This is a genomic window from Burkholderia sp. S-53 (assembly GCF_025560745.1).
Taxonomy (GTDB): domain Bacteria; phylum Pseudomonadota; class Gammaproteobacteria; order Burkholderiales; family Burkholderiaceae; genus Burkholderia; species Burkholderia pyrrocinia.
In genome coordinates, this window is record NZ_CP090483.1 from 877052 (window position 1) to 901870 (window position 24819).

At 64.2% G+C, this 24819-nt stretch carries 23 protein-coding genes; 13 read left to right on the forward strand and 10 right to left on the reverse strand.

Annotation, left to right across the window (positions count from 1 at the left end):
- Window positions 1-4 precede the first annotated feature (4 nt).
- Both LXM88_RS09095 and LXM88_RS09100 read right to left on the reverse strand, forming a co-directional pair.
- The gene (locus LXM88_RS09095) at window positions 5-1138 is read right to left on the reverse strand and encodes a hypothetical protein (protein ID WP_262541213.1); all 1134 of its coding nucleotides are present in this window, start codon (window positions 1136-1138) and stop codon (window positions 5-7) included.
- A gap of 67 nt (window positions 1139-1205) precedes the next feature.
- On the reverse strand, window positions 1206-2672 hold the full coding sequence (locus LXM88_RS09100; protein WP_262541214.1) for a carbohydrate porin: 1467 nt from the start codon (window positions 2670-2672) through the stop codon (window positions 1206-1208).
- Between the two features lie 677 nt (window positions 2673-3349).
- On the opposite strand from LXM88_RS09100, the gene LXM88_RS09105 reads away from it, so the two are divergent.
- Together LXM88_RS09105 and groL are read left to right on the forward strand one after the other, a co-directional pair.
- Window positions 3350-3643, forward strand: a complete 294-nt coding sequence (locus tag LXM88_RS09105; protein ID WP_026044985.1) for a co-chaperone GroES — start codon at window positions 3350-3352, stop codon at window positions 3641-3643.
- Between the two features lie 46 nt (window positions 3644-3689).
- Window positions 3690-5330 (forward strand): chaperonin GroEL, encoded by a 1641-nt coding sequence (groL, locus tag LXM88_RS09110; protein ID WP_262541215.1) that lies wholly within the window; start codon window positions 3690-3692, stop codon window positions 5328-5330.
- Between the two features lie 187 nt (window positions 5331-5517).
- On the opposite strand, the gene LXM88_RS09115 is transcribed toward groL, so the two are convergent.
- A complete protein-coding gene (locus LXM88_RS09115) occupies window positions 5518-6384 on the reverse strand; it encodes a hydroxymethylpyrimidine/phosphomethylpyrimidine kinase (RefSeq protein ID WP_048251533.1) in 867 nt (288 codons plus the stop codon).
- 254 nt (window positions 6385-6638) lie between these two features.
- Between LXM88_RS09115 and LXM88_RS09120 the strand changes: the two genes are divergently transcribed.
- From LXM88_RS09120 to LXM88_RS09155, 8 genes are all read left to right on the forward strand, one after another.
- Window positions 6639-6809 (forward strand): rubredoxin, encoded by a 171-nt coding sequence (locus tag LXM88_RS09120; RefSeq protein ID WP_004186709.1) that lies wholly within the window; start codon window positions 6639-6641, stop codon window positions 6807-6809.
- 104 nt (window positions 6810-6913) lie between these two features.
- Complete coding sequence (locus LXM88_RS09125; RefSeq protein WP_262541560.1) at window positions 6914-8215, forward strand: hypothetical protein; 1302 nt, start codon at window positions 6914-6916, stop codon at window positions 8213-8215.
- Between the two features lie 182 nt (window positions 8216-8397).
- Entirely contained in the window at window positions 8398-8976 is a 579-nt protein-coding gene (locus LXM88_RS09130; RefSeq protein WP_006491354.1) for a YqgE/AlgH family protein, read from the forward strand.
- Window positions 8973-9422, forward strand: a complete 450-nt coding sequence (ruvX, locus tag LXM88_RS09135; protein WP_027788201.1) for a Holliday junction resolvase RuvX — start codon at window positions 8973-8975, stop codon at window positions 9420-9422. The genes LXM88_RS09130 and ruvX overlap by 4 nt, the downstream gene beginning before the upstream one ends.
- Window positions 9409-9924 carry a bifunctional pyr operon transcriptional regulator/uracil phosphoribosyltransferase PyrR gene (gene pyrR / locus LXM88_RS09140; protein WP_262541561.1) on the forward strand — a complete coding sequence of 172 codons (516 nt, stop codon included), beginning with the start codon at window positions 9409-9411 and terminating at the stop codon, window positions 9922-9924. Before ruvX ends, pyrR begins: the two co-directional genes overlap by 14 nt.
- A gap of 74 nt (window positions 9925-9998) precedes the next feature.
- Window positions 9999-11030 carry an aspartate carbamoyltransferase catalytic subunit gene (locus LXM88_RS09145; protein ID WP_027783704.1) on the forward strand — a complete coding sequence of 344 codons (1032 nt, stop codon included), beginning with the start codon at window positions 9999-10001 and terminating at the stop codon, window positions 11028-11030.
- Between the two features lie 52 nt (window positions 11031-11082).
- Window positions 11083-12372: a dihydroorotase gene (locus LXM88_RS09150; protein WP_262541562.1), complete on the forward strand. Its 1290-nt coding sequence runs from the start codon at window positions 11083-11085 to the stop codon at window positions 12370-12372.
- Between the two features lie 19 nt (window positions 12373-12391).
- The gene (locus tag LXM88_RS09155; protein WP_262541563.1) at window positions 12392-13249 is read left to right on the forward strand and encodes a lysophospholipid acyltransferase family protein; all 858 of its coding nucleotides are present in this window, start codon (window positions 12392-12394) and stop codon (window positions 13247-13249) included.
- Between the two features lie 32 nt (window positions 13250-13281).
- On the opposite strand, the gene LXM88_RS09160 is transcribed toward LXM88_RS09155, so the two are convergent.
- Window positions 13282-14121 (reverse strand): symmetrical bis(5'-nucleosyl)-tetraphosphatase, encoded by an 840-nt coding sequence (locus LXM88_RS09160; protein ID WP_262541564.1) that lies wholly within the window; start codon window positions 14119-14121, stop codon window positions 13282-13284.
- Window positions 14122-14611: 490 nt separating this feature from the next.
- Here LXM88_RS09160 and LXM88_RS09165 point away from each other — a divergent pair, with 490 nt between their 5' ends.
- Both LXM88_RS09165 and LXM88_RS09170 read left to right on the forward strand, forming a co-directional pair.
- Window positions 14612-15394 (forward strand): ABC transporter permease, encoded by a 783-nt coding sequence (locus LXM88_RS09165; protein WP_262541565.1) that lies wholly within the window; start codon window positions 14612-14614, stop codon window positions 15392-15394.
- A gap of 10 nt (window positions 15395-15404) precedes the next feature.
- Complete coding sequence (locus LXM88_RS09170) at window positions 15405-16154, forward strand: ABC transporter ATP-binding protein (protein ID WP_262541566.1); 750 nt, start codon at window positions 15405-15407, stop codon at window positions 16152-16154.
- Between the two features lie 187 nt (window positions 16155-16341).
- On the opposite strand, the gene LXM88_RS09175 is transcribed toward LXM88_RS09170, so the two are convergent.
- Genes LXM88_RS09175 through LXM88_RS09200 form a run of 6 tightly spaced genes read right to left on the reverse strand, consistent with a single transcriptional unit; the run spans window position 16342 to window position 23053 of the window.
- Window positions 16342-17697: a glycosyltransferase gene (locus LXM88_RS09175; RefSeq protein ID WP_262541567.1), complete on the reverse strand. Its 1356-nt coding sequence runs from the start codon at window positions 17695-17697 to the stop codon at window positions 16342-16344.
- Window positions 17694-18731: a glycosyltransferase family 4 protein gene (locus LXM88_RS09180; protein ID WP_262541568.1), complete on the reverse strand. Its 1038-nt coding sequence runs from the start codon at window positions 18729-18731 to the stop codon at window positions 17694-17696. Before LXM88_RS09180 ends, LXM88_RS09175 begins: the two co-directional genes overlap by 4 nt.
- Complete coding sequence (locus LXM88_RS09185) at window positions 18728-19762, reverse strand: glycosyltransferase family 4 protein (RefSeq protein WP_262541569.1); 1035 nt, start codon at window positions 19760-19762, stop codon at window positions 18728-18730. The genes LXM88_RS09180 and LXM88_RS09185 overlap by 4 nt, the downstream gene beginning before the upstream one ends.
- Window positions 19762-20853 carry a DegT/DnrJ/EryC1/StrS family aminotransferase gene (locus tag LXM88_RS09190; RefSeq protein WP_262541570.1) on the reverse strand — a complete coding sequence of 364 codons (1092 nt, stop codon included), beginning with the start codon at window positions 20851-20853 and terminating at the stop codon, window positions 19762-19764. Before LXM88_RS09190 ends, LXM88_RS09185 begins: the two co-directional genes overlap by 1 nt.
- Before the next feature lie 26 nt (window positions 20854-20879).
- Window positions 20880-21503, reverse strand: a complete 624-nt coding sequence (locus LXM88_RS09195; protein ID WP_262541571.1) for an acetyltransferase — start codon at window positions 21501-21503, stop codon at window positions 20880-20882.
- Window positions 21500-23053 carry an FkbM family methyltransferase gene (locus LXM88_RS09200; protein WP_262541572.1) on the reverse strand — a complete coding sequence of 518 codons (1554 nt, stop codon included), beginning with the start codon at window positions 23051-23053 and terminating at the stop codon, window positions 21500-21502. The genes LXM88_RS09195 and LXM88_RS09200 overlap by 4 nt, the downstream gene beginning before the upstream one ends.
- A 700-nt stretch (window positions 23054-23753) precedes the next feature.
- Here LXM88_RS09200 and rfbB point away from each other — a divergent pair.
- Window positions 23754-24815, forward strand: coding sequence for a dTDP-glucose 4,6-dehydratase (gene rfbB, locus LXM88_RS09205; protein WP_262542820.1), 1062 nt, complete (start codon window positions 23754-23756; stop codon window positions 24813-24815).
- Window positions 24816-24819: the final 4 nt, after the last annotated feature.

Below are 24819 nucleotides of genomic sequence, written 5' to 3' on the forward strand. Positions count from 1 at the left end.
TCCGTTACTTCGCGAGCATCAGCGTGTTGACGTCGTCCTGGACGTAATAGAAACCGTCGCCTTCCGGTGTCATCGCGATCCCGAACAGGTCGCCGTTGCCGGGCGGCGATTGCGCCTTGTCGGTGTCGATCCAGCGTGCATAGAGCTGCTTGCCGGCGGCCGGGTCGATCTCGACGACCTGGCCGTTCAGCGCATTGGTCGCGAGCAGGTGGCCGTTCGGCGCGGTCGCGAGCGCGAGCGGGCGGCGCAGGAAGCCGTCGGCCGTGACCTGGCGGCCCACGCCCGCGCTCGTGTCGCGCGTGAGCGGATCGTCGATCTCGACGATCCGGTTGCCGATCGCGTCCGACACGTACAGCTTCTTCTGGTCGCCCGACAGCGCGAGGCCGGTCGGGCCGACCAGGAACACGCCCTTGTCGGCCTGCGCGCCGAGGCCGCTCGCGACGACCGTTTCCTGCTTGATCACGGGCGGCTTGCCGGCCGGCACGTCGATGTCGATGCGCAGCACGGTCGCCTGCTTGTAGACGGGCGGGTTGCCGTCCGCGCCGCCGACGCCGAAGCCGGCCATGCTGACGAACAGCGTCGCGCTGTCGCCGCGGTCGACCACGGCCATGTTGCCCCACGGGTCGTTGATGTTCGGGCTCGACCACGTCGATGCGATCTTGCCTTGCGGATCGAGCACGATCAGGCAGCCGGCGCCCTTCGTCGACGTCGTGCCGTCGTTGCTCGGCGTGCTGCCGACGATCACCCAGCCCGACTTCAGCATCGTCATCGCGGTCGACAGGCCGACGCCGCCGGGACACGCCTTCAGGTCGCGCGGAATCGACGCGAACAGGCTCATCTGCTTCGTCGACGGGCGGTAGTTGACGATCGTGCTGCCGGTTCCCTGCAGGTTCGCCGCGTTGTTGAAGTTGTCGACGAGCACGTCGCCGGCCTGGATCGTGCCGGCCGACACCGGCGCGACCGTGATCGCGTACGGGTTCTGGTCGCCGTTGTCGGGCACCGTGTTGACGAGCAGCGTGTGGCGATGCAGCGTCTCGAGGAAGCCTTGCGGCTCGGCGAACGCGCCGGCGGCGGCCGTCAGCGCGGCGGCGGCCAGTGCGCCCGTCGCGAGGCGGCGAAGCGGGGCGGATTGAGTCATCTGGGTCTCTCCTGGGGGACGCGCCGCCGCAGCGGCGCGCGAAAAACGGGTAGCGTCGGCGCGGTGCTCAGAACGTGATGGTCGTGCGTGCGCCGAGCACGAACGTGTTGCGCAGCGGCTGGGTCGCGTCGCTCGGGTTCTGGCCCGCGCCGGCGTTGAACGTGTACTGCGCGTCGGCCGCGATGATCCACCATGGGTTGACCTGGTACTGGTAGGTCGCCTCGACGGTCGTCTCGCGGGTGCGCACGCCGTACGGGCCGGTCGCGAACGATCGCGCGGCCTGGTCGAGGTCGGTCACGTGGCTGCCGACCTTGATGTACGTGACGGCGAGGCCGACGCTGTCGTTGTCGCGGCCCGCGAACGGCGCTTTCAGCACGATGCCCGCGTTGGCCGCGAAGCTCACCAGGTTGCGGTCGCCCGGCGCACCCATCACGCGCGCGAACACGCCGAGGCTCTGCGGGCCGGTCGGGTCGGGGCGCCAGATCATCTGGTCGGCCACCGCATAGAAGCTGTAGTCGCCGTGGTGCTGCTGCGCGCTGCCGTTCGACGCCGGATCCGCGAGCGACAGCCCGTCGGTGCCGGTGCTCTGGTCTGCGAAGCGGCCGTTGTGATACCAGACGCCGATCTTGTAGGTGCCCGGCAGCCCGTTCGAGCGGCCGGTATCCATTTCGCCGTCGGACGGCTGGTTCAGCGCGTACTGCAGCTCGCCGATGTAGAGCGTGCCGTTGTGCAGGTTGAAGTTCGTGCCGCTCAGGTTGTTCGGGTTGTTGCCGAGCGGATCGCCGTCGAACACGCCCGCGAGCGCGGTCAGCTTCGGCGTGATTTGCCCGCGCACACGCACGCCGAGACCCGCGAGCGGATACGCGGGGCCGCCGTTCGGCAAATCGTAGGACGGCAGCGCGGGCCAGCCGAACATCGTATTGACGAACGTGTTCGCATACGTGCTGACCATGAATTCCTGGTCCAGGCTCTGCTGGCCGATCTTCACGTCGACGCGCTTGTCGAGGAACGACTGCTGGTACCAGAGCTCCCAGAGGCGCGTCGTGCCCTGCGCCTCGATGCCGCTCGCGGTGTTGAGCGTGCCGAGATTCCTCGCGCTCAGGTTGGTGCCGTGGATCTGCAGCGCGCTGACGTTGAACGTGCCGCCGGGCAGGCCGATCGCCTTTTGCGTATCGACCGTCAGCGTCGCCGTCGTCAGCCCGTCGTACGCGCCGCCGCGGTTCAGGCCGCCGCGCAGGTTCGCGAGGTATTCGCTGGTTTCGGTGATCTGCAGCGTCGCGCCGTACTTGCCGAGCCACGGGCGGATGCCGCCCATGTCGCCGAGCAGGCTCTGGCGCGTCCAGATGCCGGTCCACATGTCGGTGGGCTTCGCCTGGATCGCGAGGTCGGCCTCGGGCGCTTCGGGCTGCGCGTCGACCGGCGTGGCGGCGAACGTGGCGCCGCTCGCGAACGATGCGCACGCGAGGACGGCCGCAACGGCGGCGGGGCGCATCCGGGCGCGGATGCGGTCTCCGTGGAACGACACGAACTTCATATCAAACCCCTGGTTTTCTTTAATCTGGAGTCCTGCTTTCAAGGCGCTATCCGAACGCTCGGCGCCGATTGGCCAGGGCACGAAGATGAACGCAACGCGGCGCATCGTAGAAGTGTTAAATGTGAAAGTCAATGTAAACGAGAATGATTCGCATCTAGATTACTGAATGTAATGGAAGGTCTTACGAATGGGGCGCGATGCGTGTTTGGCGACGAAGTAAAACGTAAATATCGGCGTAATGAAAATGAATGGTTTAATGCGGATCGATGCATCGCGGGGAGGGTGCAGGGGCGTCCGGCGTGCCGGAAGGCGGCGTTGCAGCGTGCCGGATCGACGCCGGCGCAGGTTTTTCGATGCGATGCCGCCGGCCGCGGGAACTCCGTGCTTACCCGGTGTCCAAACGGGGCTGGATGAGATGCGCGGGCCGCTCGGGCCCGCCGGCCGGGCCGTGCAGCGTTCGTCAGGGTTTTGTTTTGAAAGGGTTTTTTGTTGTTTTCGTGCGCTTTTCCCGCTGCCGTGCCGCGTTGAAAATTCGTCCGGTTTCCCTTCTTGAATTTGTCAAAACCCGTCCATATAATTAGCACTCGCTGCACGAGAGTGCTAACAATTCTCTGCCGGGCGATTTGCCGGGCAGATTCCCTAAGCGTTCTTCAATCTCAGTCAAGAGAGGAGTGAATATGAACCTTCGTCCTTTGCACGATCGCGTGATCGTCAAGCGTCTGGATCAGGAAACCAAGACCGCCTCGGGCATCGTCATCCCCGAAGCCGCTGCTGAAAAGCCGGATCAAGGCGAGATCCTCGCGGTCGGCCCGGGCAAGCGTGACGACAAGGGTGCACCGATCGCGCTCGACGTGAAGGTCGGCGATCGCGTCCTGTTCGGCAAGTACGCAGGCCAGACCGTGAAGGTCGACGGCCAGGAACTGCTGGTCATGCGCGAAGAAGACATCATGGCCGTGGTCAACGCTAACTAAGCGTCCACCGACGGTACATATTCCCAAGAATTCAAGGAGTTAGAAGATGGCAGCTAAAGACGTCGTATTCGGCGATTCCGCCCGTTCGAAGATGGTCGAAGGCGTGAACATTCTCGCCAACGCAGTCAAGGTCACGCTGGGTCCGAAGGGCCGCAACGTCGTGCTCGAGCGCAGCTTCGGCGGCCCGACGGTCACCAAGGACGGTGTGTCGGTCGCGAAGGAAATCGAGCTGAAGGACAAGCTCCAGAACATGGGCGCGCAAATGGTCAAGGAAGTCGCTTCCAAGACCAGCGACAACGCAGGCGACGGCACGACGACGGCAACCGTCCTCGCGCAATCGATCGTTCGCGAAGGCATGAAGTACGTCGCATCGGGCATGAACCCGATGGACCTGAAGCGCGGCATCGACAAGGCAGTCGCAGCGGCTGTCGAAGAGCTGAAGAAGATCAGCAAGCCGTGCACGACGAACAAGGAAATCGCACAGGTCGGCTCGATCTCGGCGAACAGCGATTCGTCGATCGGCGATCGCATCGCTGAAGCGATGGACAAGGTCGGCAAGGAAGGCGTGATCACCGTCGAAGACGGCAAGTCGCTGGCCGACGAGCTCGACGTCGTCGAAGGCATGCAATTCGACCGCGGCTACCTGTCGCCGTACTTCATCAACAACCCGGACAAGCAAGTCGCCGTCCTCGACAACCCGTTCGTGCTGCTGCACGACAAGAAGGTGTCGAACATCCGTGACCTGCTGCCGGTACTCGAGCAAGTCGCGAAGGCTGGCCGTCCGCTGCTGATCATCGCTGAAGACGTCGAAGGCGAAGCGCTCGCAACGCTGGTCGTCAACAACATCCGCGGCATCCTGAAGACCGTTGCGGTCAAGGCACCGGGCTTCGGCGATCGTCGCAAGGCGATGCTGGAAGACATCGCGATCCTGACCGGCGGTCAGGTCGTCGCGGAAGAAACCGGCCTGACGCTCGAGAAGGCAACGCTGGCAGAACTGGGCCAGGCGAAGCGCATCGAAGTGGGCAAGGAAAACACGACGATCATCGACGGCGCAGGCGAAGCCGTGAACATCGAAGCACGCGTGAAGCAAGTGCGCGCGCAGATCGAAGAAGCGACGTCGGACTACGACCGTGAAAAGCTGCAAGAGCGCGTGGCCAAGCTGGCCGGCGGCGTCGCAGTGATCAAGGTCGGTGCTGCGACCGAAGTCGAAATGAAGGAAAAGAAGGCACGTGTCGAAGACGCACTGCACGCAACGCGCGCGGCTGTGGAAGAAGGCATCGTGGCAGGCGGCGGCGTCGCGCTGATCCGCGCTCGCACCGCAATCGCAGGCCTGACCGGCCTGAACGCCGACCAGAACGCCGGCATCAAGATCGTGCTGCGCGCAATGGAAGAGCCGCTGCGCCAGATCGTCACGAACGGCGGCGAAGAAGCCAGCGTCGTGGTGGCGGCAGTTGCTGCAGGCACGGGCAACTACGGCTACAACGCAGCGACGGGCGAGTACGTCGACATGGTCGAAGCCGGCGTCGTCGACCCGACCAAGGTCACGCGCACCGCACTGCAGAACGCAGCTTCGGTTGCAGGCCTGCTGCTGACGACGGACGCAGCCGTTGCAGAACTGCCGAAGGAAGATGCACCGATGGCTGGCGGCATGCCGGGCGGCATGGGCGGCATGGGCATGGACATGTAATCGACTTCGGTCGATGGTGTCCGGAACGCGCAGCGATGCGCGTTCCAGCCAAAAGAAAAGACCCGCAGCGATGCGGGTCTTTTTTTATTTGCGCGCGGGACCGAATGCATGCACCGGCCGGCCGGGCGTCGCGCCCGATGAGCGCTGAGTCCGGCGCGACGGCGGAGCATGCCCGCCGCCGCCCGACTCAATGCCGGTGCGACGTCCTCGGCACCGGGTCGACCTTCGTGGCCGGCGGCGTGTCCGAGTCTTCGTTGCTGCGCGCCCAGAAGAATCGGTCGGGCATATGTGCACCCATGCCGGGCCGGAACGCGTCGCGCACGGCCTGGTACAGGTACTCCTGCGCCTCGCGGACCGCTTCGGGCGGCTCCTGGCCGTTCGCGAGCAGTGCCGCGATGGCCGCGCCGAGCGTGTCGGTGATGCCCATCAGACGGTGCGGCGAGCGATCCCACATGTCCTCGCGGAGCTGGCCTTCCTCGCCGTACAGCGTGTTGACGAGCCGGTGCGAGCCCATTTCGGACGACAGGATGTACTCGCAACCCTGCGACAGCAGGTGCGACACGGCCGCGTCGAGATTCGGCGCCTCGGCGTCGCCGTCCGGCTGCGCGAGCGCGATCAGCGTCGCGTAGTCGGCAACCAGCAGCGTCGTTTGCGGCGCCAGCAGGTCGGCGATCGACTCGCGCAGGTCGTCGGCCGCGAGCACGTGTTCGTCGTCGAGCGTGAAGTCCGGCGCAAGCACGAGCGGCACGCCGTCGTAGTCGGCGACCACCTCGGCGATCGCGCTGACAACTTCCGCACGTGTCGCCGCGCCGATCTTGAACGCGGCGACCGGCATGTCCTCGAGCAGCATGCGCGCCTGGGCGGCGACGACGTCGGGATCGAGGCCGGTCACTTCGTCGCAGGCGGCCGAGTCGCGCACGGTGTAGCCCGTCAGGACGGACACGCCGTGACAGCCCATGCTCGCCAGGGTCATCAGATCGGCTTGGAGGCCGGAGCCGCCGGTGGGATCGGACAGGCCGAAGGTGAGGACGATCGGAGGGGCGTTGCTGGACATGTAAAAATGGGGCAAGAGAAAAACGGGAAAGCGACGGAGATGCGGACGGCGAGGCGAAATGGGCTGTTTCGGCCCTGTGTTGCCCGGCAGGCCGCACTTTTCAGCCATTATGCGGCGGAATCCGGCCCGCACGACGGATTTTTTAGCGCAGCGCAACGTAGTTGCCGTACTCCAGCGCGATTGCTAGGCAGTCCGGCCCCGACACGGTACCATCATGGCTCCCGAATTTACCGACTTTCCCGACGCGGCTTAAGATGGAATACAAGAGCTGGATGTGCCTGATTTGTGGCTGGATTTACGACGAAGAAGCCGGGCTGCCGGAAGAGGGCATTGCCCCGGGCACGCGCTGGGAAGACGTCCCGATCAACTGGACGTGCCCCGAATGCGGCGCCCGCAAGGAAGACTTCGAGATGGTCCAGATCTGACCGGACCTTCGGCCCACGGACATCCCGCTCCGGCCTCGCATCGGCCCGGCGCTCGCGCGCCGAGGTTCGCGCGAGCGGCTTGACGATGACAGGCGCGCGTGTCCATGACGTCCGATCCGGCGAACGTTCCCCTCCCTGACGCACTGCCCAACCCGCGCGGCGGGGCCGTGCGCGCGGCCGACGCGTGGCTTGCGGCGGCCGCCGACGCATTCGAGCGGCACGACGACGCGGCCGCGCCGCTGTCCGCTGCGGCGGCCGTCCTGGCGGAAGCCGGCTGGCTGCCGGCTGCGCGTTTCGCCGGGCAACTGTCGGCCGCCGCGCCGCTCGTCGTCGCCGAGCCGACTTCGGCCGGCTGGCAGGCCGCGCTGCGTGATTTCCGCGCGGCCGTCGGCCGCCACAACCTGCGCGAGCTCGCCTGTTCGCCCGTTCTCTTCGATCATTTCCGTGCATTGCGTGCGCAAAGCGCCGCCGACCTGCGCGCGAGCACGCCGCTCGACGCGCTCGCGCTCGTCGGCCGCGCGGTGCCGCCGGCCACGCTGCGCGTGCTGCCCGAGGAGTTCGCGACCCGGGTACGCGCCCGCTACGAACAGGCGCTGCTCGGCGTGCTGCGTGCGCAGCACGGCGCGCCCGACGCGGCGCTCGACGAACTCGATGCGATGCAGGCCGCGCTGGCCGATGATGGGCCGTACGATTTCTGGCGGCTCGCGGCCGCGTGCCTGCGTGCGCTGCGCGCGACCGGCGCGCCCGAACTGAAGCGCTTTCTCGCGCGGACGAACCTGCTGCTCGGCGAGCATGCGCAGGGCCGCCGCAGCGCGCCGCCCGAGCTCGTGCGCGAGACGGTCGCGCTGCTGTGGCGCGATTTCGCGCTGTTCGGCGCCGCGGCCGAGGACGTCGCGCTCGTCGACGTGCTGCACGACTACGGGCTGACGGTCGACTGGCACGTCGCCGGCACGCCGGCGTCCGAAGCGCTGTGGGAGGCCGATGCCGCGCGGGCCGAGCAGGACGCGGTCGCCGTCGCGCCGACCCGCACGCTCGGCGTCGTGACCGTCAATGCGCATGCGTATGAGGATTTCCTGCAGACCGCCGATGCGTCGATGGTCGACCTCGCGGCCGATCCGGCCGCGGCCGACGCGGGTGCCGCGTGGCACGCGTCCGGCGCCGCCTACCGGGTCGGTACGGCCGCGTGCGCGCTCGGGCTCGGCCACGCGGCGCTGCTGGCCGACACGCTCGGCCTCGCGTGGCGCCGTGCCGCGCACGGCGTACCGCTCGCCGACGGCGGCCTCGACGCGCACGGTCACGCGTCCGACATGTTGCGCGCGGCGCTGCTGAAGATCGCGGCCGGCGTGGCGCCGCCGGACCTGACCGCGGCGTCCGCAGCGCTCGGCGCGGCGCTCGGCCGGACCTGACGAACAAGGGGACGGACACGCGGCCGCGGCCCTTGCCGCACGGGCCCGCAACACGCTGCCGACAGTGCCCGCGCGCGTGTTAGAGTGCCATGTGATCCGCGCGCGCCGTTGCCAGCGCGGCGCGGCGTTGCTTGTTGATCGCGGCCCGGTCAGGCCGCGGCGTCTTTGCTAAAATTCAAACCATGTCAAAGCCTTCCGATCGCATCAACCTCACCAACCAGTTCCTGATCGCCATGCCGAACATGGCCGATCCGACGTTCTCGGGAACGGTGGTCTACCTTTGCGATCACAGCGAGCGCGGTGCGCTCGGCCTCGTCATCAACCGTCCCACCGACATCGACCTCGAATCGCTGTTCAACCGCATCGACCTGAAGCTCGACATCGAGCCGCTGCTGCACATCCCCGTGTACTTCGGCGGCCCGGTCCAGACCGAGCGCGGCTTCGTGCTGCACGAGCCGGTCGAGGGCGCGAGCTACAACTCGTCGATGTCCGTCGACGGCGGGCTGGAAATGACGACGTCGAAGGACGTGCTCGAGGCGGTCGCGACGGGCACCGGCCCGAAGCGCTTCCTGCTGACGCTCGGCCATGCGGGCTGGGGCGCAGGGCAGCTCGAGGAAGAAATTTCCCGCAACGGCTGGCTGACGGTCGCCGCTGATCCGCGCATCGTGTTCGACACGCCGGCCGAGGAGCGCTTCGAAGCCGCACTGGGCCTGCTCGGCGTCAGCTCGTCGATGCTGTCCGGCGAGGCAGGGCACGCATGAGTGGCGCGAGCGCGCGCGATGCGACGCTCCTGGCGTTCGACTACGGCGAAAAGAGAATCGGGGTCGCGATCGGCAATGCGCTGACGCGCTCGGCCCGCGCGCTCGTCGTGATCCAGAACCTGAACCGCGAGCACCGCTTCAAGGCGGTCGGCGACCTGCTGGCCGAATGGCGGCCGGACGCGCTCGTCGTCGGCTTGCCGATGCATCCGGACGGCACGCCGCACGACATGACGCAACAGGCGAAACGCTTCGGCAACCAGTTGAACGGCCGCTTCGGGCTGCCCGTCACGTGGGTCGACGAGCGCTATTCGTCGGTCGAGGCCGAGGCCGGGCTGCGCGAGCGCAACGTGCGCGGCCGCGCACGCGCCGAGATGCTCGATGCCGAAGCCGCGCGCGTCATCCTTCAACAGTATCTCGATCAATTGTCCGACCATGAGCACCATTGACGCCGACGCGCTTTACCGCGTCCTGCTCGACCAGATCCGCGCTGCGTACGGCACGGCTTTCGCCGAACCGGGCGGCCCACGGCTCGCCGGCATCTACAGCGGCGGCGCGTGGCTCGCCGAGCGCCTCGCGCGCGATCTCGGCGCGCCGGCGTTCGGCGTCGTGAACGTCGCGCTGCATCGCGATGACTACGCGAAGAAAGGGCTGCACAGCCAGGCCAGCCCGACGTCGCTGCCGTTCGACGTCGACGGCGCGCGCATCGTGCTCGTCGACGACGTGCTGTACACCGGGCGCACCGTGCGCGCGGCGCTCAACGAGCTGTTCGACTATGGCCGCCCGGCCGCGGTCGAGCTCGCGGTGCTCGCCGATCGCGACGGCCGCGAACTGCCGGTCGCCGCACGCTTCGCGGGCGGCACGCTCGACGTGCCGGCCGGCGCGACGCTCGTGCTCGCGCGCGACGAAGACGCGCAGTTCACGCTGCGCATCGAGGCGCACGGCGCCTGAACGACACGCAAAACCGTATCCCGGGCCGCTGGTTTGCACCGCGGCCCGTTTGCATAGTTGGAATCACGCACACCATGACCACCGACACCACTGGCCGCACCGGCAATCCCGCTGCGGCCGCGAGCCCCGACCGGTTCCGCTACGGTTTCCTGAAGGGCAACCCGCAGCTCACGAAAAACGGCGAGCTGAAGCACCTGCTGTCGATCGAGGGCCTGCCGCGCTCGATCGTCAACCACATCCTCGATACGGCCGAGCAGTTCGTCAGCGTGACGGACCGTGAGGTGAAGAAGGTGCCGCTGCTGCGCGGCAAGTCCGTCTTCAACCTGTTCTTCGAGAACTCGACGCGTACGCGCACGACCTTCGAGATCGCCGCGACGCGCCTGTCGGCCGATGTGCTGAACCTGAACATCAACGCATCGTCGACGAGCAAGGGCGAATCGCTGCTCGATACGATCAACAACCTGTCGGCGATGCATGCCGACCTGTTCGTCGTGCGCCACGCGTCGAGCGGCGCGCCGTACCTGATCGCCGAGCACTGCGCGCCGCACGTGCACGTGATCAACGCCGGCGACGGCCGTCATGCGCACCCGACGCAGGGCCTGCTCGACATGTACACGATCCGTCACTACAAGCGCGACTTCACGAAGCTGCGCGTGGCGATCGTCGGCGACATCCTCCATTCCCGCGTCGCGCGTTCCGACATTCACGCGCTCACCACGCTCGGCGTGCCGGAAGTGCGCGCGATCGGCCCGCGCACGCTGTTGCCGGGCGGCCTCGAGCAGATGGGCGTGAAGGTGTTCAACAACCTCGACGAAGGGCTGAAGGGCGTCGACGTGATCATCATGCTGCGCCTGCAGAACGAGCGGATGAGCGGCGCGCTGCTGCCGTCCGCGCAGGAATACTTCAAGACCTGGGGCCTGACGCCCGAGCGCCTCGCGCTCGCCGCGCCCGACGCGATCGTGATGCACCCGGGCCCGATGAACCGCGGCGTCGAGATCGACTCGCAGGTCGCCGACGGTCCGCAGTCGGTGATCCTCAACCAGGTCACGTTCGGCATCGCCGTGCGGATGGCGGTGATGGGCATCGTCGCCGGCAACAGCGACTGAGCCCGCTTTCGCGCATCCTTATTCACGCAATCAACGCATTCACAGACAGCGCATGAAGATTCATATCAAAGGCGGCACGCTGATCGACCCGGTCGCCGGCACCGAGCGGCAGGCCGACGTATTCGTCGCGGCCGGCAAGATCGCAGCGATCGCCGAGGCCGGCACGGCGGCGCCGGCCGATTTCAACGCCGCGAAGACCATCGACGCGTCGGGCCTGATCGTCGCGCCCGGCCTCGTCGACCTGTGCGCGCGGCTGCGCGAGCCCGGCTACGAGCACAAGGCGACGCTCGCATCCGAGATGGCCGCGGCCGTCGCGGGCGGCGTCACGACCCTCGTGTGCCCGCCGGACACCGATCCCGTGCTCGACGAGCCGGGCCTCGTCGAGATGCTCAAGTACCGCGCGCGCAACCTGCACCAGGCGAACGTCCATCCGCTCGGCGCGCTGACCGTCGGCCTCAAGGGCGAAGTGATCACCGAGATGGTCGCGCTGACCGAGTCCGGCTGCGTCGGCTTCACGCATGCCAACGTGCCGGTGCGCGACACGCAGGTGCTGCTTCGTGCGCTGCAGTACGCCAGCACCTACGGCTACACCACGTGGCTGCGCCCGCTCGATGCGTTCATCGGCCGCGGCGGCGTCGCCGCGAGCGGTGCGCTCGCGTCGCGGCTCGGGCTGTCCGGCGTCCCGGTCGCGGCCGAGACGATCGCGCTGCACACGATCTTCGAACTGATGCGCGTGACCGGCGCGCGCGTGCACCTCGCGCGGCTGTCGTCGGCGGCCGGCCTCGCGCTCGTGCGCGCGGCGAAGGCCGAGGGGCTGCCCGTGACCTGCGACGTCGGCGTGAACCACCTGCACCTGATCGACGTCGACATCGGCTATTTCGATTCGCAGTTCCGGCTCGACCCGCCGCTGCGCAGCGAGCGCGATCGCGAAGCGATCCGCGTGGCGCTCGCCGACGGCACGATCGACGCGATCTGCTCCGACCACACGCCCGTCGACGACGACGAGAAGCTGCTGCCGTTCGGCGAAGCGACGCCCGGCGCGACGGGGCTCGAGCTGCTGCTGTCGCTGACGCTGAAGTGGGCGGACGAGACGCGCACGCCGCTCGCGCAGGCGCTGCGCCGCATCACGTCCGCGCCGGCCGACGTGCTGCAGCTGCCGGCGGGCCGCCTGGCCGAAGGCGGCGCGGCCGACCTGTGCGTGTTCGACCCGCGCGCGCACTGGCGCGTCGAGCCGCGTGCGCTGAAGAGCCAGGGCCACAACTCGCCGTTCCTCGGCTACGAACTGCCCGCCTGCGTGCGTACGACGCTCGTCGCCGGGCAGATCGCGTTCGAGCGCAACTGAACCACGCCGGACCTCTGCCATGACCGCCTTTCGCAAGCTGCGTCTCGTCTTTCACCTGTTGCGCGGCATGGCGATCGTTGCGCTGCGTTTTTCGCACGTCACGCCCGCGCGCCGCGCCGAGATGACGCGCCGCTGGTCGCTGAAGATGCTGCGGATCTGCGGGATGCGCGTCGTCGTCCACAACGACGGCGCGCGGCTCGACGCGAGCGCGCTCGTCGTCGGCAACCACGTGTCGTGGCTCGACATCTATGCGGTCAACGCGTGGCGGCCGACGCCATTCGTGTCGAAGGCCGAGGTGCGGCAGTGGCCGGTCGTCGGCTGGCTCGCCGAGAAGCTCGACACCGTGTTCCTGCAGCGCGAGAAGCGCACCGAGGCGATGCGGATCATGCACGAGATGGCCGAGCGCCTGCGCAACGGCGGCGTGATGTGCGTGTTTCCGGAAGGGACGACGTCCGACGGGCAGGACCTGCTGCCGTTTCATGCGAACCTGTTCCAGGCCGCGGTATCGGCCGGCTGCGCGGTGCAGCCGATCTGCCTGATGTACGAGGACGCGCAGCGGCGGCAGTCGGTCGCGCCGGCCTACACGGGCGAGCTGTCGCTCGGCACGTCGCTCGACATGGTGCTGCGCGGCGGCCCGCTCATTGCACACCTGTACGTGTGCGAACCGATCGCGCCGGGCGGCGACCGGCGGACGACGTCCGCCGCGGCGCGCGACGCGATCGCGGCCGCGCTCGCGACGTTGCAGGAAAAGGTCGGCAAGCCGTCGGCCGAGTCGCTCGCGGAGCTGGCAAAGCATGCGTATCCGGCGACCGAGCTCGGCGCCGGCACGTCAGGCGACGGGGCGGCCGACGAACCGGTGCCGGGGCGCGAGGGTTGAGGCGCTTCCCGGTCGTACGAATCGGCGTGTAATCATTCGCCGCCCGGCGCGATGCACGCTTCGCACTGCACCTGCGTGACGGTGCGCTGCGCCGGATCGGCCGTCAGTCGCACGGCCGACAGCTGGTTTCCCCACACGCATCCCGAATCGAGCGCGACGACATTCTCGCGCAGCATCAGGCCAAGCGCGGCCCAGTGCCCGAACACGACCGTCACGTCTTCCGTGCGGCGCCCCGGCACGTCGAACCACGGCAGGTAGCCGGGCGGCGCGCTGTCGGGGCCGCCGTTGGCCTTGAATTCCATGACGCCGTCGGGCGTGCAAAAGCGCAGGCGCGTGAACGCGTTGAACGCGACGCGCATCCGGTCGCGTTTCTTCAGATCCCGGCTCCATTGATTGGGCTCGTTGCCGTACAGCTTCTGCAGCGTGTCGCGCCAGTCGGGTGCGCGCAGCGCGCGCTGGAGTTCGTCGGCGAGTTCGAGCGCGAGTGTGGCATCCCATTGCGGCAGCACGCCCGCGTGCACGAGCAGCATCCCGTTGTCGGCATGCACGAACGGGCGGTGACGGACCCAGTCGAGCAGCGCTTCGGCATCCGGCGCGTCGAGGATTTCGCCGATCGTGTCGCCCGGGCGTTCGGTGCGCAGCCCGGCGGAAACCGCCAGCAGGTGGAGGTCGTGATTGCCGAGCACGACGGTCGCACGTGGGCCGAGGTCGACGAGCGCGCGTAGCGCGGCGAGGGAGTCCGGCCCGCGGTTGACGACGTCGCCGGCGATCCACAGCGGGGTGTCGGCGGGGGGCGAAAGCCGGTCGAGCAGCGACTGGAAAGCTGAATGACAGCCTTGGATGTCGCCGATGGCGATGGGGGGAGGGGTCATAGGGTCAATGGAGTGCAAATCTGGGCGTACGGTAGGAAAAAGTTCGACAAAATGCGCTGTTCGCGAAAGTGCCATCCCATCCGAAAGGATTGATCGGGCAGGTGTTTTTCGTGGTCGATGCGGGTTCGTGCCGCTGTTTCAAGTTGTTAGCAGCATGGCTTTTGTGTCAGGAGACTTCTTATAATTGCCGGTTTCCCCGTGAAAATTACCATCAGATGACTCTGGCGGGCATGGTGACCGGGTAAAATGCCGGGCCTGCGGCGACATCAGATGATGTCGCCATTTGCAATATCTGACGTGGCAGGGTCCGAGGTGGCGCTTGCCGTGTACTCCTGGGGGAAGCCACATGATCCTAATCATGTGGTCTCGCCTGACCCATTTGCGGCTGTCGCTGCCGGGTCTGCATGGGTTCATTGCCGGTGCCGGAGCGCTCCGACATGGTTGACGATATTTGTCTTGTGATTCTATCCCTTCATTTTTGAAAGCTTGCATGCTGACCCTCTCACTGGCTGACCTAAAGAAAAGCATCACGGCGTGGCGGTTGTGGACGCTGCTCGGCTGGCTTGAAATTCGGCAACGCTATGCGCGTTCGCGCCTGGGGCCGTTCTGGCTGACGATCAGTATGGGCGTGATGATTACGTCGCTGGGCGTCGTCTACGGCACGTTGTTTGGGCAGAAGATGAACGAGTATCTGCCGTTTCTTGCCGCAAGCATCGTGCTGTGGGGCTTGTTCTCGACGACCATCGTGGAAGGCAGCGTCGCGTACATCAGCAGCGCGCCCTATATTCGGCAAATGGCCACGCCGAAACTGATCTATATCCTGCAGGTCGTGTGGCGGAATCTGATCGTCCTTGGCCACAACTTCGTGATCGTCATCGCGCTGCTGGCAATCTACGGCGTGAAGAGTTGGGAGACGTTGCCGGTGTTCATTCCGGCACTGTTGGTGTATATCCTGAACGCCACGTGGATCGCGATGTTGGTGAGCCTGCTGTCGGCACGCTTTCGCGATCTGCCGCAGATCGTGAGCGCATTGCTTCAGGTTGCGTTCTACGTGACACCGATCATTTTCCGCCCCAATGCGCTGAATCGCTTTTCGTTCATTGTCGAGTGGAATCCGCTCGCGTATCTGATCGACCTCGTGCGGAGCCCTCTGATCGGGCAGATGCCCAGTGAATTGACCTGGGGGGTCACGGTCGGAATGGCAGCGATCGGGTGGCCTGTTGCCCTGTTGATGACTGGACGTTATCTGAAGCGCATTCCGTACTGGGTCTGAGAGAGACGATATGGCGTTTATCGAATTGCAGAGCGTAACGCTCGATTTGCCGATCTATGACGTGCAGGGGCGCTCGCTCAAGAAGCAGGTGCTCAGCATGGGGCGTCGCAACAGGATCGCCGAGGGCAACGACGGCGTGATCGTCGTGCGTGCGCTCGACGAAGTGAGTTTCCGCTTTGAACGTGGCGATCGCGTGGGTCTGATCGGACACAACGGCGCGGGGAAATCGACATTGCTGCGTGCGATGGCGGGTATCTATCCGCCGACGGCGGGCCAGTTGTCGCGTGAAGGCAAGGTGGTGCCGCTGCTTGATATCGGCCTCGGTATGGACGAGAACTCGACCGGCATACAGAACATTCGGCTCAGAGGGCTATTGCTCGGCATGTCCGATGCGGAGATTCGCTCGAAGCAGGGTGAAATCGCGGAATTCTGCGAGCTCGGCGATTATCTGGACCTGCCGATTCGTACGTACTCCAGCGGGATGAAGGTTCGGCTCGCGTTTGCAGTATCGACGGCGGTCGATGCCGAGATCCTGTTGCTCGACGAAGTGATGGGAGTCGGCGACGCATCGTTCATGCACAAGGCCGAAGCGCGACTGGCGGACCTGCACAGCCGTGCGGAAATCGTCGTGCTCGCGATGCACTCGAACTCGGAAATTCGCAAGGTGTGCAACAAGGTGCTTTGGATGGAGCGTGGCCGTGTACGCGCTTTCGGGCCGACGGAAGAGGTCGTGTCGGCGTACGAAGCGGCAACGGCGTGACACATGCCGGGGCGTGGGCCATTCTGCCCGTAGCCGGAATGTCCACGAACGCGTGCTGCGCGCGGGCATGCCGACGATCCATGCGGACCTGCGTGCTTCAACCGCGAGTCGGGATGCATAAAGCAACCGCTGGGCGGATCGACCGAACTGAATCGTTCGTTGCGGGCGTGAGCCCGCAACGAACGATTCAGGTGAGTTGCAGATCGTTGGCTTGAGGCGCGATCCATGCCGGTGCGACCTCTGCCGCCGGGCGCCCGCTGAAAATCTCCAGCGCCGCCAGATCTTCTTCGCGTAGCGGATTCGCAATCGTCGCTGACCAGCGCCCCGCAATTTCCGAGATCGAATGGCATGCGTCGATGACCGGCTTCGCGGCGAGCGCGCGCCGTGTCATGTCCGTTAGCGATCGCGCGTAGGCGGCTGCCGAGAAGGTATCGGTGGCCCAAAGCTGCGCCTTTTTGCCGATTGTCCTGATTTTCTCCCGATCGCGGATCAGTGCGGTCAAGCTCGATGAAATGTCGTTAATTTCATTCTTGACCGATACCTTCAGGACGTATTCGTCGGGAATCTCCGAATAGAAGCCGGCATCGGTACAGATGACGGCCTTTCCATAGAGCATTGCCTCGATCGCGGACGCGGACGCTGCTTCGAGCGTCGGCCAGCGCAGGCAACTGACGATGTCGCTCTCGGCGATCGCTTGCGCAAGCGCAGTGTCATCGACTTCTCCGACGATCACCAGATTCACGCCATGGCCTCGCGCCATACTAGACAGCGACAGCACTATCTCCGGCTGAACATGGCCCACGAGCTTGTAAGTGATGTTGTTTCGGAGCGTTGCACTTGAGCCGATCGCCTTGATGACGCTTTCGACGCGCTTGTTCGAATTGATGTGCCCGATGGTCAGGACTTGCATGCGCCCGCTGTCCTTGTGAGGCGGGTGCCATTCGGTCTGAGCGGTCGGCGCATCATAAGGGAGCGCAGCCACGCTGACCGGCCCCGAGCACGCTTTCAGCACGCGATTGCATCCCCACGAACTGTGAGTGACGACGCCGAGCGCCATCGAGCAGATCCATTCGGTCATCGGCGAGTCTTCGCACGTGGCGTCAATGAATGCGTCGCCGTTGGTGTAGGCGAAGAAACGCGCGGCGATTGCTTCACCGTACCAGCTCTTCAGGATGGCATTGGCCTCTGGCAGGCGTGATTGTGCCCAGCCGTAAAACAGATGTCCCAGGTAGAAATCGTGAAGGCATACGATACCCGGCGCCTTCGATACCCAGTGCAGGCAACCCTCATGAAAATCGTAGCTGTTGCCGATCTGGTAGACGCACATATCCGCCGACGCAGCGGCCTGCTGTACGCTTGTGAATTCGTTCCACGCAATGAGCGGTGCGTTGAATTCGTGCGTTGGAAGATCTAGAAATCTGACCGCTTCCGTTTGCACGACGCTGACTTTGTGACCTTGCGCAACAAGCTGCCGAACAACCAACGATGCCATGCGACCGATTGCCGAGCGTTTGATCGTCGGCGTAAAGATCAAGAGCTTCATTGCAGGAGCGCCTCCACGGTTTGCGGCCAATTCACGCCTATGCTTTCCCACAATGCCTTGGCTGCCTGCCCATAAGTCCGTGTTCGCGCGACGTTCTGAACGACGGCGTGCATGACGCTGGCAAGTGAGGCGGCCTCGGGCTGGGCAACCCACCCGGTCTCGTTGTGCTTGACGAGCCCCAGGATACCGCCGCTATCGTCGGTCGTGATCAGCGCCTTGCCGGCCGTCGCGGCTTCCATGGCAACGTAACCAAGCGAATCTTCGTCGAACGGCAGATAGGCCACGGCCGAGGCCTGGTTGATGTAAGTGGCGTACACGTCGCGCGGCAGGAAACGCAAGTCGAGCTTGACGCGATCTGACAGGCCAAGCTGCTCGACGAGTTGATGCAGGCGCGTGCCGTCGTCCGGCGTGTCCGGCGGACCGGCGATGATCAGCCGTACTGCACGGTCGGTTTTCGCCAGCGCTTCGAGCAGGAGGTACTGACGCTTCATGTCGTTCACGCGGCCACCTGCGAATACGTAGCCTCCGGGCTCGCCTCCCGGAAACATTTCCGGATCATTGACGGGTGGAAGCAAGACTTCGGCGTCGAAGCCGTTGTACTGCTTGAGCCGACGTTGAGTCACCGTAGAGTTTGTGAAGATGCGGCGGCTTTCCGCAAAGCTTTCGTTATCGGCGTTGCGGATCATCTCGCGCAATGCGTCACCTTCCGGGCCGGGCGGAAGATTGGTCTGGCCTGCATCGAACAGGTCATACGCCTGCCGGTATTGATGCAGCAGCCAGAGCGACTTCCGGTGGTGGCGAATCAGGTACGCCGGAAATTTGAGTGCGATGACGTGGTCCGCGTTCGACAATTCGAACGCACGCACCATCAGCATCTGCGACGGAATACGCGTTGCGGGCTCCCATCGAAACGGGATGCGCAGCACTTCGGCTTCGTGGCCGGCAATCACTAGGTTCCGCTGCAGATGCGCAGCCAACTCTTCCGCACCGCCCCAGACGAACGGGGCCATATTGTTGACGACGAGCACCTTCATGCGAGCAACCTTTGAAGCACATGTTCCCACGAGATGTTAAGCGCCTTCAGGCGTTTGGGTGCCGCTTTCCCCATTTGAATCGTTTTGTTCCGATCGAGATAAAGCCGATCCATCGCTTCCGCGAGTTCTTTGGGATTGGCGTCTACCACATAGCCGTTGACATTGTCTTGTACCAGCTCAAGCACGCCGCCGGAATCGGACACGGTCAAGATCGGCTTCTCGGCGTGACTGGCCTCGACGCTCGGATAGCCGTACGAATCTTCATCAACCGGGATATAGGCGGCAGCGAGACAATGGGCCAGTTGCTCAATCTTTTCTTCTTCGGAAATCCAGCGGTCTTCCAGTAGTACCTTCTCTTCAAGAGTCAGGGCAGAGATGGTTCGCTGAAGGTCGTGTGCGTAGCCTGGCGATCCACTTTTGCCAAAAAGGCGGAGCCGGATGGGCGTAGTGACGTATTGCATCGCTTCGATCAGCAGGTGCTGCCGCTTGTGATGTTCGATCCGGCAGATACATACGATATCGTTCGAATAATCCGCGCAGTGGAAGCGCTCCGGCTCGAATACCGGCGGGTACAGGATTTCGCTTGCGACGTTGTTGTACTTGTTCAGGCGTTCGGATACGACGCGACTGTTCGTGAAGATCGCCTTGGCTTCTCTTAGACCCGCGTCGTCGACCTGCCGCAGCGCGTCGCGCATGCCCTGATGCTTTTGATCATCCGGAAAACCCCGGTACGGCGAGTCCCACAGATCATAGAACGCGCGTAGGTGATGGATAAACCACACGATCTTGTGCTGATGGGGGATCAGATGCGCTTGCGGCCGGAAACAGATGATCCGGTCAGCCGCGTCAAGGTCGACCCACCGATAGGCCATCATCTGTTTGAACAGCAGATCGGGAGCATCTGTCTCCGGCAGGTAGACGCGCTCGACGCGATGTCCTTGCCTTTCAAGCATGATCTGAAGCCACTCGACGATGTTTCTGTAGCCGCCGTTGACGAATGGCACGAAGGACGAAACAAGCGCAATCTTCATCAGTCGGCAAGAACCTGCTGCAGGCTGTCAGCGATGCGCGCCACGTCGGCACGCGTCAGATCCTGGTGCGTCGGCAGATTGATGCCGCGCTGCGACCATAGATCCGCGATCGGATAGGTCGACTCCTCCATGTAAGGCGGCAGTACATGCATCGGGTAAAACACCGGACGCGTTTCGATGCCCATTTCGTCGAGGCTTCGCATCACGTTATCCCGCTTGTGCTCGTCGCCTTCGCGCAGGAACACGTTGTACATCCAGAACACCTGCTTGGCCCACGAAGCTTCGGACGGCAGCACGAGCTTGTCGCGCAGCTCGTTCAGGGCTTCGTTGTACCAGCCTGCCAGGCGTTCGCGCTCGGCGAGCGCACTGTCGATGCCTTCCATTTGCGCCAGCCCGATCGCTGCCTGGATGTTGGTCATCCGATAGTTGTAGCCGACGACGGGGAACCAGTAGCGGCGCTTGGGATCCATGCCCTGGCCACGATACAGGCGCAACTTCGCTGCAAGCTCGTCGTCGTTGGTGGTGACCATGCCGCCTTCGCCGGTCGTGACGATCTTGTTGCCGAAGAAGCTGAAAGTCGCGCAGGTTCCGAGGTTGCCGACACGCGTGCCGCGCACTTCCGCGCCATGGGCTTCGGCGGCGTCCTCAACGACCCACAAGCCGTGCTTTTTCGCGATCTCGTTGACGGCATCCATTTCGGCCGGGTGACCATACAGATGGACGGGGATGATGCCCTTGGTCCGGGTGGTGATCTTGCGTTCGATGTCGTTTGGATCGATGTTCATCGTGTCGGCGCTAACGTCGACGAGCACCGGGGTCGCGCCGCAATAGCGAACGGCATTTGCAGTGGCGATATAAGTGACCGTCGGAATGATCACTTCGTCGCCGGGCTGCAGGCCGAGAGCGACCAGAGCGAGGTGCAGGGCAGTCGTACCGTTGTTTGCCGCAATCGCGTGCTTGACGCCGCAAAATTTCGCAAATGCTTCTTCGAAGGCTGGAATGTATTTTCCGTTCGAGGAAATCCAGTTCGTGTCGAGGCAATCGAGAACGTACTTGCGCTCGTTTCCGGCCATCTTCGGCTGGGCGACCATGATTCGCTGCATATTAAATACCCCTGTTACTTTATTTGCTTGGCGGGCACGCCGACGGCTGTGCACCCATCGGAAATATCGCTCACCACAACGCCACCGGCGCCGATGATTGCTCGCTCGCCGATGACGATTTCCGGAATGACCTTGGTTCCGATGCCGAGAAAGGCGTAGTCACCGACTACGACGTTGCCAGCCAGAGCGCTTTGAGGCGCGATATGCACCGCGCGCCCGATCCGGCAATCGTGATCGATCGTGGCCCCGGTATTCACGATCGATAGGTCATCAATGCTTGCCTCTGCGTTGATCACGGCTCCGGCCATGATCGCGATACCCGCCCCGATCGTTGCACTCGGCGAAATTGTTGCCAACGGGCTGATCGCGTTGACGAGCGCATAACCGTGGTGCAGCGCCAGCGTCGCCAAGCGGTCTCGGAGCCTGTTGGCGCCAATGGCTATGAATACGTGCGCGTACCCTTCGCGCCTCAAGGTTTCCAGATTCTCGTCGCCCTTCAGCACAGGAACGCCGAGGCATTTCTCCGGACTGTCTTCTCCGCCAATGCAGTAAGCCACGCGCTCACCAGCTGCCCGAAGCAACTCGATACAGACTTTCGCATGTCCTCCGGCCCCAACGACAACAATTTCCTGCGTCATGTGTCCAACCTTTCCCAAACGCCGGCATCTTTTCGACCGAAAAGCAAATTAATCGAATCGCAGGCGAGCAGATTTTCCATGGTCCAGTGCTCCAGCTTGCCGGAAACACTATTGATTGCTCGATATTGCAAGCCTTGCGCCGTAAAGGCGTTCAACCAGTCGCTGGGCGCGATGCCTGTTCGCTTGAGGTGCGCCGGGCCGAACTCGACGATGATCGCGAGTTCCGTATTGCGCTCGATGAGGCCGGCTGCGGATTCGATGACCTGGAGTTCGGCTCCCTCCGCGTCGATTTTCAGAAGGTCGACCTTCTGTGTCGCCGGAACGATGTCGTCTATTTTGACCACGGAGACTTCGACCGGCTCGGTGTCCGTGCTCGTGCGTTCGTCGAGTGGGAAAAGGGAATGGTGGCCGCTCGTCGCACCGAGAAACAGCTTGTGATGCCCGGTCTCGTTCGAGACAGCGGCTTGATGAATCTCAACCAGCGACGAGAAGCCGTTCATCCAGACGGACCGTTCGAGCAGCGCCTTGGTTGGCCCGAACGGCTCGAATGCAATGATCTTTCCTTGACCTTGCATCGATCGCGCGGCGGCAAGCGTATGCAGTCCGATATTCGCGCCAACGTCGATGAAACAATTCCCCGGCTCGAGAAACTTCTCGATGAGCAGTCGCGTGCCGCGCTCCAATTCGCCGGTCTCGAGCAGGGAGGCGAGAAGCGCGTGATCGTTCTCAGCGCAAAGCGCGAAGCCGGCCTCCGTTCTGACAAGCACGGCACCATTGCCGCAGTTGACGGCGACGCGGCGGGCCGTTGCGTGGCTGTAAATCTCGATGCGGTCCAGCTTGGGGCTGATGTTGGCAAACCACTCTTCGAGCCGTTGCGTCGTTTCGGACACCGTTTGCTGGGTCTGCAGATGGGTCAGACTATGGGACTCGAGCGCCTCCTGATGCGAAGCAAGCAGTTCCTGGCGGAAGGGGGCCTGCGTGTCCCGTATTTCTTGTGCGGCTGCCGACGTTGCCTGTCGAATTTCGCGGGTGACCGCTTGTCGGACAGTCAGCACATCCGCCTGAATCGACGCTTGCACCTTCTGCAGCTCCTGCACCATATGGGCTGTCGCTTTCTGCAAGTCCTGATGAATTGCCGACTGAGCCTGATGGATCGCCGACTGGGAGGCGACGACGTCCTGATGGAGCAGCTGGCGAGCCTCCTGCAGCCTGTTCAGGTTCGCCGAGAGCGAGTTCTGAATTTCCTGGCGGAAGTCCTGCTGCAGATCTGCGATCAGATACCGCCGCGCCCTGAGCGCGATCGGACGGACAGCCGGTTTCAGCAGCCTGTATGCGATTTGCGCCAGCGGCCGCAGCAGTTTCTTCACCCCTTGCCGGATGCTGGTATGCGTTGGGTGCGTCGACGCGATGGCGCCGCTTTCGCCCGAATGAGCGGAGGAGGGGGGCGCGTCTCCTGCAGCCGCCTCGTGCCGATGGGGGCGCGCGCCTCGTTTCGGTGTCGATGCAAAGGCGACGCCGACATCAGCGCCAAGCCTCAGATTTTTTCTCATTGGGAATTCCGATCCGGCGTGTCTAGCCCTTCAAACTTCGTGCGGGGATGCATTCGATGTCCGGGTGGGCGTGTCCGACGACCAGCTCGATGGCATGCCTGCATCTGAAATGCGTCGAAGATGTCCGATGGGCAATGGTGCATTGCAGCGCATCCTTAAGTGCCACGATTATCTCATTATGTTCCCCGGAACTCCAAACGGGCTTGCCTGGATGCGGACGTCATCATCGAGTCACATCGTCGCGCTTTGTCTCGATAGTGTGAGGAAGTGGCGATCTGCCTCCTCGCGAAAAGGCCACAATGGACGTTGGCGCGCGCCAGGCTGCGCGCGCGCCGAGCGTGCATCCGGGCCTGCGGCAGCGCCACTCCGACGGCGTAATACGCATCACTTTGTGATTGTGCGTCCGGCCGAGCCGGCCCTCGGGTGCACGGTCGGCATCCGATTCAACCACTTGATTTTGCGGGATTTTTTGCCGTTGATGCAGGGCCGGAGCGTTGTTTCGAGTTGTTAACGGCATGGCTCTTGCGGGCCGCGACTTCTTATAATCCTGGGTTCCGTCGCAAAATTCGCATTTCTTGACTTTGATACCCGCGGCGACCGGTTAAAATCCGGGCCTGACGTGGCCCGGGCGTTGCCACCCGCGATATGTCATGCGACGAGCGCCCGACTGGGCGTGCCGCACATTTCTAGAGGGAGTCTCATGATCCTGGTGACGGGCGGTGCGGGTTTTATCGGCGCCAACTTTGTTCTCGACTGGCTGCACCACAACGACGAGCCCGTGCTCAATGTCGACAAGCTGACGTATGCGGGCAATCTGCACACGCTGCAGTCGCTGAGTGGTAATCCGAAGCATGTGTTTGCGCGTGTCGACATTTGCGATCGTGCCGCGCTCGATGCACTGTTTGCCGAGCACAAGCCACGCGCCATCGCGCACTTCGCCGCCGAAAGTCACGTTGATCGTTCGATCCACGGTCCAGCCGATTTCGTGCAGACCAATGTGGTCGGCACGTTTACGCTGCTCGAAGCGGCGCGCGCGCACTGGAGCGGGCTGAGTGATGCCGACAAGGCCGGATTCCGCTTCCTGCACGTGTCGACCGACGAGGTATTTGGCTCGCTGTCCCCGACCGATCCGCAATTCTCCGAAACGACGCCGTACGCGCCGAACAGCCCGTACTCGGCGACGAAGGCCGGCTCCGATCATCTTGTGCGCGCCTATCACCATACGTACGGCCTGCCGACGCTGACTACGAACTGCTCGAACAACTACGGCCCATATCAGTTTCCCGAGAAGCTGATTCCGCTGATGATTGCGAACGCGCTCGCGGGCAAGCCGCTGCCGATCTACGGCGACGGCCAGAACGTGCGCGACTGGCTGTACGTCGGCGATCATTGCAGCGCTATCCGCGAGGTACTCGCGCGCGGAGTGCCGGGCGAGACGTACAACGTCGGCGGCTGGAACGAGAAGAAGAATCTCGACGTCGTGCATACTCTGTGCGATCTGCTCGACAGCGCGCGGCCGAAGGCGACGGGCTCCTATCGTGACCAGATCACCTACGTGACAGATCGTCCCGGCCACGACCGCCGCTACGCGATCGACGCGCGCAAGCTCGAGCGCGAACTGGGGTGGAAGCCGGTGGAAACGTTCGAGACGGGGCTGGCGAAGACCGTCCGCTGGTATCTCGACAATCAGGCGTGGGTTGACGACGTCGTGTCGGGCGAATATCGCAAGTGGGTCGAGACGAATTACGCGCAACGCACTTGAGGGC

Bases quoted from the DNA above. Each gene is read 5' to 3' on its own strand.
- rfbB (WP_262542820.1), top strand. From the start codon at position 23,754: ATGATCCTGGTGACGGGCGGTGCGGGTTTTATCGGCGCCAACTTTGTT.
- LXM88_RS09190 (WP_262541570.1), bottom strand. From the start codon at position 20,853: ATGGTCGCCCAGCCGAAGATGGCCGGAAACGAGCGCAAGTACGTTCTC.
- LXM88_RS09095 (WP_262541213.1), bottom strand. From the start codon at position 1,138: ATGACTCAATCCGCCCCGCTTCGCCGCCTCGCGACGGGCGCACTGGCC.
- LXM88_RS09115 (WP_048251533.1), bottom strand. From the start codon at position 6,384: ATGTCCAGCAACGCCCCTCCGATCGTCCTCACCTTCGGCCTGTCCGAT.
- LXM88_RS09175 (WP_262541567.1), bottom strand. From the start codon at position 17,697: ATGAAGCTCTTGATCTTTACGCCGACGATCAAACGCTCGGCAATCGGT.
- LXM88_RS09120 (WP_004186709.1), top strand. From the start codon at position 6,639: ATGGAATACAAGAGCTGGATGTGCCTGATTTGTGGCTGGATTTACGAC.
- LXM88_RS09125 (WP_262541560.1), top strand. From the start codon at position 6,914: ATGACGTCCGATCCGGCGAACGTTCCCCTCCCTGACGCACTGCCCAAC.
- LXM88_RS09130 (WP_006491354.1), top strand. From the start codon at position 8,398: ATGTCAAAGCCTTCCGATCGCATCAACCTCACCAACCAGTTCCTGATC.
- LXM88_RS09180 (WP_262541568.1), bottom strand. From the start codon at position 18,731: ATGAAGGTGCTCGTCGTCAACAATATGGCCCCGTTCGTCTGGGGCGGT.
- ruvX (WP_027788201.1), top strand. From the start codon at position 8,973: ATGAGTGGCGCGAGCGCGCGCGATGCGACGCTCCTGGCGTTCGACTAC.
- LXM88_RS09150 (WP_262541562.1), top strand. From the start codon at position 11,083: ATGAAGATTCATATCAAAGGCGGCACGCTGATCGACCCGGTCGCCGGC.
- LXM88_RS09100 (WP_262541214.1), bottom strand. From the start codon at position 2,672: ATGAAGTTCGTGTCGTTCCACGGAGACCGCATCCGCGCCCGGATGCGC.
- LXM88_RS09170 (WP_262541566.1), top strand. From the start codon at position 15,405: ATGGCGTTTATCGAATTGCAGAGCGTAACGCTCGATTTGCCGATCTAT.
- LXM88_RS09200 (WP_262541572.1), bottom strand. From the start codon at position 23,053: ATGAGAAAAAATCTGAGGCTTGGCGCTGATGTCGGCGTCGCCTTTGCA.
- LXM88_RS09145 (WP_027783704.1), top strand. From the start codon at position 9,999: ATGACCACCGACACCACTGGCCGCACCGGCAATCCCGCTGCGGCCGCG.
- LXM88_RS09155 (WP_262541563.1), top strand. From the start codon at position 12,392: ATGACCGCCTTTCGCAAGCTGCGTCTCGTCTTTCACCTGTTGCGCGGC.
- groL (WP_262541215.1), top strand. From the start codon at position 3,690: ATGGCAGCTAAAGACGTCGTATTCGGCGATTCCGCCCGTTCGAAGATG.
- LXM88_RS09185 (WP_262541569.1), bottom strand. From the start codon at position 19,762: ATGAAGATTGCGCTTGTTTCGTCCTTCGTGCCATTCGTCAACGGCGGC.
- LXM88_RS09105 (WP_026044985.1), top strand. From the start codon at position 3,350: ATGAACCTTCGTCCTTTGCACGATCGCGTGATCGTCAAGCGTCTGGAT.
- LXM88_RS09160 (WP_262541564.1), bottom strand. From the start codon at position 14,121: ATGACCCCTCCCCCCATCGCCATCGGCGACATCCAAGGCTGTCATTCA.
- pyrR (WP_262541561.1), top strand. From the start codon at position 9,409: ATGAGCACCATTGACGCCGACGCGCTTTACCGCGTCCTGCTCGACCAG.
- LXM88_RS09195 (WP_262541571.1), bottom strand. From the start codon at position 21,503: ATGACGCAGGAAATTGTTGTCGTTGGGGCCGGAGGACATGCGAAAGTC.
- LXM88_RS09165 (WP_262541565.1), top strand. From the start codon at position 14,612: ATGCTGACCCTCTCACTGGCTGACCTAAAGAAAAGCATCACGGCGTGG.